The organism is Endozoicomonas sp. ONNA2 (assembly GCF_024606365.1).
Taxonomy (GTDB): domain Bacteria; phylum Pseudomonadota; class Gammaproteobacteria; order Pseudomonadales; family Endozoicomonadaceae; genus Endozoicomonas.
This window is the reverse complement of record NZ_JAHHPO010001050.1, coordinates 1-1,317: the sequence shown is the minus strand read 5'-3', so window position 1 is coordinate 1,317 and position 1,317 is coordinate 1. Positions and strand designations below refer to the sequence as shown.

Sequence of the window (1,317 nt, the reverse complement as noted above, 5' to 3'; positions counted from 1 at the left end):
GGGCCGAAAATGTGCATATTTCCACCTCGGGTGACAATGCACACGCCGGCATTGGGGCTGGCGTGGTTGACGGTGGAGGAATGGTTACCAACACCACGGTGGTGAACAGCACGGTCGAAACCTCGGGTAAAATTGCATGCGCCGGCACCGGGGGAGGGGTCGTTTTAGGAACGGTTGCCAACACCACGGCGGTGAACAGCAGGGTCGAAACCTCGGGTGAAAATGCACTCGCCGGCATCGGGGGGGGGATTGTTTGGGTCAAAGGAACGGTTGCCAACACCACGGCGGTGAACAGCTGTGTCACAACCTCGGGTAAATTTGGAAACGCCGGCATCGGGGGTGGGGATGTTTTTATTAGAGGAACGGTTGCCAACACCACGGCGGTGAACAGCTATGTCGATGGCACTAAAGTGGATATTGGATCTGTCGCCAATGATCAGCTTCTTTGCCAAAAAGCAGACCCACGTGTGTTAACAGCCAATTGCTCTGCGCGAACCGAATTTCTGGATGCATTGGGCTTGTCGTACAGTGATGCTGGCCCGGTAAATGCCGCTACATCCATTGCCGATGGTTCAAGCACCAAGGCGATGAACACCAAGGTCGAAACCTCGGGTAAACATGCCGGCATCGGGGCGGGTAGACATGCACCCCACCACGTCGGGCGCAGGAGTGTTGGCGATGAAGGAATGATTGCCGACATGGACGGCAGCAATGCTGCTGCAGCGACAACCGCCGCTACGATGGGAATTACCACAGGTTCCCTTCTGGCAGCGGGCGGATTGGGGATTGTCGGCTTTACAGGCTATCAATGGATTACCGGTTACCAGGAAGGGTTGCGTGGTCAGGAGCTGGCGATGAAACCACTTACCCGTGGTAAAGAACTGGCAAGCGCTGCGGTCAACTCGGTATCACAGGGTATTAAGGGAATCCGGGAACGAATGAACAGGCAGAGTGTTCCTGCGCAGAAACCAGCCCATGAAATAAATGAACTCGGTACAGACTGGGACGGCGTGATCTAGTAGCTGAGCTGGACAAACGTTTTAATCAGCGATCACAACTGGAACAATCCTGACTGATACCCGTTACCAAAAAAAACGAAGCTCCTACCACCAAAGGAGCTTTTTTTTAGAAATCAGTGCCAGGTCTTGAGGGGTCAAGGGTCAGGTCTTTCTTTATGCACAAACAATGTCGTTTATAAAGAAGTTCAGAGTTTTGGAAGGTAGAATCGGGGAGAATAGAATCAAGGGGAGATGGGCAGGCCATCCGAGTAGAAGAGGACGTTACCGTCCTCAGCCCTCGCAGAGCCGGACGAGCCCA

The 1,317-nt window shown here is 53.8% G+C and carries 1 protein-coding gene; it reads left to right on the top strand.

The window, feature by feature from the left end:
* The coding region (locus tag KDK14_RS18590) for a hypothetical protein (protein WP_257266696.1) at nt 1-1,019 on the top strand (1,019 nt) is incomplete at its 5' end.
* Nucleotides 1,020-1,317 lie beyond the last annotated feature (298 nt).